A 5,806-nucleotide genomic window follows, 5' to 3' on the forward strand; every position below is an offset into this window, starting at 1 on the left:
AGTTTGAAGACAGAATGGGTACCGACTTATGGTTACCGTTCATTTTCGCAGGCTCAAGCGCATATACTGAAATATTTAATCGGGTATTACAGCCAACTTAGGCCACATCAGCATAATAGCGGTATGAGTCCGAACCTGGCAGAGGAAAAATACTGGATTAACTATAAACCGGTGGCCAGTTTTTCTTGACCACTACAACATGATGTAATTCAAATGAGTTCCGCTTTCCTACTTTATCTCTACTTCTGGTTTTAGGAGCCTTGCCTAATTTCATTCGAGCTTGGTTTTGCTTGCTAAACTGGCTTAGTAGTTGCTCTTCACTAGCGACCTCAGTCCAAAAAGCTTTTCGGAAAGCATCAAAGCTACTAAACTCTTTTCCTCTGAGTTTATCCGCAATCTGAGACGGGATAGGTGCCCCTAAATCTTCGCTCGCTTTCTCCAGCCACCTTCCGGTGATATCTTCTCCGTTCCCTGTCACTACGCCTGATTCATCACGCGCCGTTTTGCGGAAAACCAAGTAAAGCGGCGGCAAACCAGCATCAGCAGGGAATGTCACTAAGTACTCAGCAAGATCTTCCTCGGGATATAATGGCGTCCCAAGCTCCTGCTCGTGCTCTTCTATCGGCCGGACCCAGATATTATGCACATCTAGCTGATGATTCTCAGGTAATACCGTATCGGGTGTTAGAACGTCTGTCGAGCCATCTGGAGTCCATGTGATGGTGATACCATCATCCAGTTCCGCAACAAAATTCTGACCACTTTGGCGAGCCTCACGCTTTGTCACGCGCTCTCCATATGGACTGCCTTCACCCGTTTTAATACCAACGACTTGCTGTTTGCCATTTTCATCGGTGTACATATTGAAACGCACACGCATCGTTATAGCATCAACACCACTCAGTTCGGAGTGTCCGTCGAGCGTGCCGTCCCCTAGCTGAGACGGCCACAGTGCCGCGATTAGAAAGCCTCCCATACGCCCAAATCCGGCTAATGCCTCGCCGGAAAGCGACCATGATCCCACGGTCTTGGCCGTATTGGTGCTGATGACACCGAGATTAGTCGCCGCTCCACTGGCAGGCAGCGTGAGTATTGCTGCTTTTCCGTAGTCAGTCGCTTTAGCTACAGTAGTGATCGTGGTTAGATTTGCAACTGGCAATTCTTTTTCGAGCAGTCTGTCTTTATTAATTGCCTTAAAGGGTGTGCTCGCTATAAAAGCGTCAGAATGCTCATAGTGCGTATTCGGCGCGCAACTGTATGTGCAAGGCGATAATGGCGGCAACTCTGTTGCGACCTCTGAAGATACTTGCTGTGCCTCTACTTGTTTAACAGTCAGCGTATCTCCTGCCTTCAACGACATCGGATCGGCGTCATATTGCGGATTCAAATCCAATAGCTGCTTGGCGGATAAGCCATACTGTTCGGCAATGGCGGGCCATGATTCACGTTGGCGGGTAGCCGGATCAGTTTTAACCGTGTGGGTTGTCGGCTGTTTTGACTCATCACGCTTATCGGTCTCTTTTTCAGATGAAGGTTCATCTCGTTTGGCGATAGCTTGCTTCGGCGCGGCGAGTAATTCATTGATAGACAGTTTAATGCCGTTTTCTTCCAGCCATTCGTCGTCTAGGTTATCAAGCAAATCACGCGTGAGCGGTGCTTTGAGATAGACAAGATGCTGGTCTTCGACTTCTTTGCCGCCAATCTTCCAGTACACCAAAATGGCGCTTTGATAACGATTAAAACCTTGCGCCTGGTTGAGTCTGTCATGTTTAGAGCGCGTGGCGTAAAACTGCCATTTGCCATCACCTAGCAGCTTGTACTCCTGCACTAAGCGCTTTTGGTAAAAATGGTAGTAATAACCTTCGGTGGGTAGGCCCAGTCGCTCGCCGAGTTGAACAGAAGGTGTCACAGGAATAAAGGCTTCTTGGATGATACCTGAGCCAATCGGCTTGACCTGCACGGGCTCGGGCACGCTGATGCCCATTGAAGCCGATGCAATTTTAGCGATAAGCTTTTTGGGCTCGTTGAATGCGGTATAAGTGGTGTACTTAGTGCCATGCTCAGTGCGCGCGGTTTGCCAATCATCCTTCACGCCTTCTTGCTGTGTTTTGGCTAATTGAAACTTACACCCCACCGTTTTGCTAAATACCTTATCCGAGCTAGCAATCTCAAAACAGTATTCGTATTTAAGTGGTGGCGGCTCATTCGAGCGGTCAGGTTTTACCGGCTCAGGCACATAAGTGTCTTCAATATTTTCTGTTGTTGCCTGTGGACGACTACCTCCGCCAGATCCACTGCCACCGCCCGCGGCCGCTCCAGATTGATTGGCTCTGGCCATAAGTGCTGAGCGGGCTTGTGGTGAGAGGGTCGTTTCAGTGTCTGGCGAGAGGGACCAGAGCTTATTCGTATTATCATGCACCATCGCGGGCCGCATTGGGGTATCAGTCAACAGGGCAAATTCACCGCTATCAAGCTTTTCTTTAAATTGTGAAAAACTCACTCCATCGGGCATCACATTACCAAGGTCTCGCTCATTAAGCGCCTCAATATCGCCCTCTACTTGCCCAAACTCATACGCCATGAGTTCGGTCAGCCTAACGAGTTTATATCCCACCGCATTGTCCGCCAGCCAAGAATCATGGCGGTGTATTCTACTGAACAGACCAGGTTTTTGGATAGGTTTGTTGTCATCGTTAGGTTAGCACTGGCTAAACTGTGAAGTGCGTGCAAGAACGGATAACAGAAGGGATCACGCGCGCGGATAGCCGTGGTGCCATCCGACATCGGAGCCAAATATTGACCCCGCGTGACAGGCGCCCGTTGACAATGTGCACATACCCATCATCGTGCTGGGGCTTGTGTCACCTACGCCAATGGAATCATCGACGTTAAATATTAACGCCTTGTGTCATCGTCGCCAATGGGCCTAGGATCCTAGGCCCTCACTCTTCCCTCAATCCGCCCCGAACAAATCGCGGGTGTAGACTTTGCTTTCTACATCACGGATCTCGTCGACCATGCGGTTGGCGACGATCACGTCAGCGCGTTGTTTGAAGGTGTCCAAGTCTTTGATAACTTCAGAGTTAAAGAAAGTGTCTTCTTCAAGCACCGGCTCGTATACCACCACGTCAATGCCTTTGGCTTTAATCCGTTTCATGATCCCTTGGATGGCTGAGGCGCGGAAGTTGTCTGAGCCCGATTTCATCACCAGGCGATGTATACCTACCACTTTGGGTTCGCGGTTGATAATGGCGTTGGCAATAAAGTCTTTGCGGGTGGAGTTGGCATCAACGATGGCTTGAATGATGTTATTGGGCACGTCTTGGTAATTGGCCAATAGTTGACGGGTGTCTTTTGGCAGGCAGTAACCGCCGTAGCCAAACGAAGGGTTGTTGTAGTGATCGCCAATGCGTGGGTCTAGCCCTACCCCTTCAATGATCTGGCGCGCGTCTAAACCGTGGGATTCGGCGTAGCTGTCCAGCTCGTTAAAATACGCGACCCGCATCGCCAAGTAGGTGTTGGAGAAAAGTTTCACTGCTTCGGCTTCGGTCGAGTGGGTAAACAAGACCGAGATACCCGATTTGACTGCGCCTTGTTGCAACAGCGTGGCGAACTGGCGGGCGCGCTCGGATTGCTCACCGACGATGATTCGTGATGGATATAAGTTGTCGTAAAGGGCTTTGCCTTCGCGCAAGAACTCGGGTGAGAAGAGGATATTTTCGCAGCCCATTTGTTGCTTAATATGCTCGGTATAGCCCACTGGTACCGTCGATTTAATTACCATCACCGCATCGGGGTTAATCGCCATCACATCTTTAATCACCGCCTCGACCGAGCTGGTATTAAAGTTGTTGGTTTCGGGATCGTAGTCGGTGGGGGTGGCAATCACCACAAAGTCAGCGCCTTGGTAGGCCTGCTCTTTATCGAGGGTAGCGATAAAGTTCAGTGGTTTTTCGGCGAGGAATTGCTCTATTTCGGCATCGACAATCGGTGATTGTTGGTTGTTAAGCAAGTTAACCTTTTCTTCCACAATGTCGAGTGCGACCACTTCATTGTGTTGCGCCAGTAGCATGGCGTTCGACAGGCCGACGTAACCTGTTCCAGCAACTGCAATTTTCATTGGTTTTCCTTAAGTAATGTCTGGAAAAATGGTATCACGTGGGAAGGCTAGAGGCTAGAGGCTAGAGGCTAGAGGCTAGAAAACATCCTAGGGCCCGCTCTGAGCTCTTTCTAGTCTCTAGCTTCTAGAAGCGAAGCGTCTCGTCTCTTTCCATACTCCGTAGTCGGTATTCCAATTCCTGAATACCAATTAAGGAATACTAAGCCCCTAGGCCCTGCTTTACTTGCCCAACTTAATCTCGCTTGAAGGCGAAGCGGACTAATACAATGGCAACGCCGAGCATGCCGCCGAGTAATGTACCCAATACTGCAATCAGCGAGCGCTTAGGTTTGTCTCGGTTAAGGGGCGACGCTGGGTTTTCCAATATACTATAGGGTTGTACTTGCACATCACTGCGCTCTATCGTATTCAGGGTATCTAACTTAGCCATCAGTGGACTTAGCTGTGGCTCAAGCACACTTGGATCCTTGAGGCTTTTTAATACATTAAGCTTCGCCTCGATCGCGCTGGCACCCATTTGGATGGGGAAGAGATCTTGTTCGCCCAGTGATTGTAAGGGGGCATTCACATTCGCCGCTTTGGCAATGGTAAGTGCGTGCTGGGTGCGTTCAGTTTCTTGTTTAAGCGCTGTTTGTGCCTGAGCATTTAAACTCTTTTTCTGCTGCTGTAAAGATTGTGTTTCAATTCGGACTACGGCAGCTAAGTCTTGGTTAAGTTGCGCGTTTAGTTTTTGATTAACAAATTCAATATAGGCCGTCAGTAACGTATAGCTGCTGTTAGGCGTTATAGATTGCGCTGATAAAACAACCGTTTCCGTTTGTTTGTCTCTCTCTATGTTAAACCGCTCTAACCAGTCTTGATAAAAGCGACGTCCAGCAAGATCATTCTCTTCCATCGTTGCATCTTCAGCATCGAAACTCGCTTTGATACGCTGGAATTCTTCGTTTTGCGCAAAAAACGCCAATTTGCTTTCGGTGGCATTAAACAGATTGATAAACCGTGTGAATATCTGTTCGCGATCACTTAAGGCAGTCAATTGCTCGTTTTGGCTGCGGCCATTTTCACCTTCATAAGAAAAAATAGGCTGATATTGGTTTACCTGCTGCTGGAACGCTGCCACGTTAGTGACATTAGGTATGGTAACTTCTGCTTTGCTCGACCACCACTCTTGTGCCATGAGCGCATAAGCGACCGCCGCTAACGCAAAAACCACAGTGCAAGCAATAATGGTGAACTTACCCTGCCACAAGGCCGCAAAGAGCTCTCTGAGGTCAATTTCATCATCGTGGGGCTGTTGAAAATATGGAGGCGCCACATACTGAGGCTGTGCGGGTTGCTGTTTATCGCTCACGATGCATTCCTGTCGTGTATATGTTTGTATCGAATTTTTCTGCCCACCAAGATCAAGGCACTTGGGCAGCCAACAATAAGGCGCGTATCATAGCGCGTGCCAAGCTTTTAAAAAAGTCTCAGACCTTATTTTCGCCTACTTTGCTGCCGGTCGCGCTATTGTAATGAGTGCTTGCTCAATCTTTGATCACGCAAGTATGGGGTTGTCTGTCGTGTCGGGTAGCAACTGAGCCAATTATAGGAGCCAACCGCCATGTGGCTGTCTATGAAAATCGTCACCGTCATGTCACTTTTCTTTATGAATAAAATATTACTCATAAATACTCTAACCTCATT

The 5,806-nt window shown here is 48.7% G+C and carries 3 protein-coding genes and 1 pseudogene; 1 reads left to right on the forward strand and 3 read right to left on the reverse strand.

Annotated features, from left to right (window positions below; genetic code table 11):
* Positions 1–189: pseudogene (locus tag BZG14_RS15785) on the forward strand (IS3 family transposase); the annotation flags it as partial.
* On the opposite strand, the gene BZG14_RS14475 reads toward BZG14_RS15785, so the two are convergent.
* The 3 genes from BZG14_RS14475 to BZG14_RS14485 all read right to left on the reverse strand — a co-directional run bounded on the left by BZG14_RS14475 (position 158) and on the right by BZG14_RS14485 (position 5,471).
* Complete coding sequence (locus BZG14_RS14475) at positions 158–2,581, reverse strand: T6SS effector antibacterial DNase (RefSeq protein WP_077609060.1); 2,424 nt, start codon at positions 2,579–2,581, stop codon at positions 158–160. The pseudogene BZG14_RS15785 and the gene BZG14_RS14475 overlap by 32 nt on opposite strands.
* Before the next feature lie 372 nt (positions 2,582–2,953).
* Positions 2,954–4,120, reverse strand: coding sequence for a nucleotide sugar dehydrogenase (locus BZG14_RS14480; protein ID WP_077609061.1), 1,167 nt, complete (start codon positions 4,118–4,120; stop codon positions 2,954–2,956).
* Between the two features lie 232 nt (positions 4,121–4,352).
* Complete coding sequence (locus BZG14_RS14485; RefSeq protein WP_108743573.1) at positions 4,353–5,471, reverse strand: LPS O-antigen chain length determinant protein WzzB; 1,119 nt, start codon at positions 5,469–5,471, stop codon at positions 4,353–4,355.
* Between the last annotated feature and the right edge of the window lie 335 nt (positions 5,472–5,806).

Source organism: Salinivibrio sp. IB282 (genome assembly GCF_001995685.1).
GTDB classification, from domain to species: domain Bacteria; phylum Pseudomonadota; class Gammaproteobacteria; order Enterobacterales; family Vibrionaceae; genus Salinivibrio; species Salinivibrio kushneri.

Bases quoted from the DNA above. Each gene is read 5' to 3' on its own strand.
- BZG14_RS14475 (WP_077609060.1), bottom strand. From the start codon at position 2,581: ATGGCGTATGAGTTTGGGCAAGTAGAGGGCGATATTGAGGCGCTTAAT.
- BZG14_RS14480 (WP_077609061.1), bottom strand. From the start codon at position 4,120: ATGAAAATTGCAGTTGCTGGAACAGGTTACGTCGGCCTGTCGAACGCC.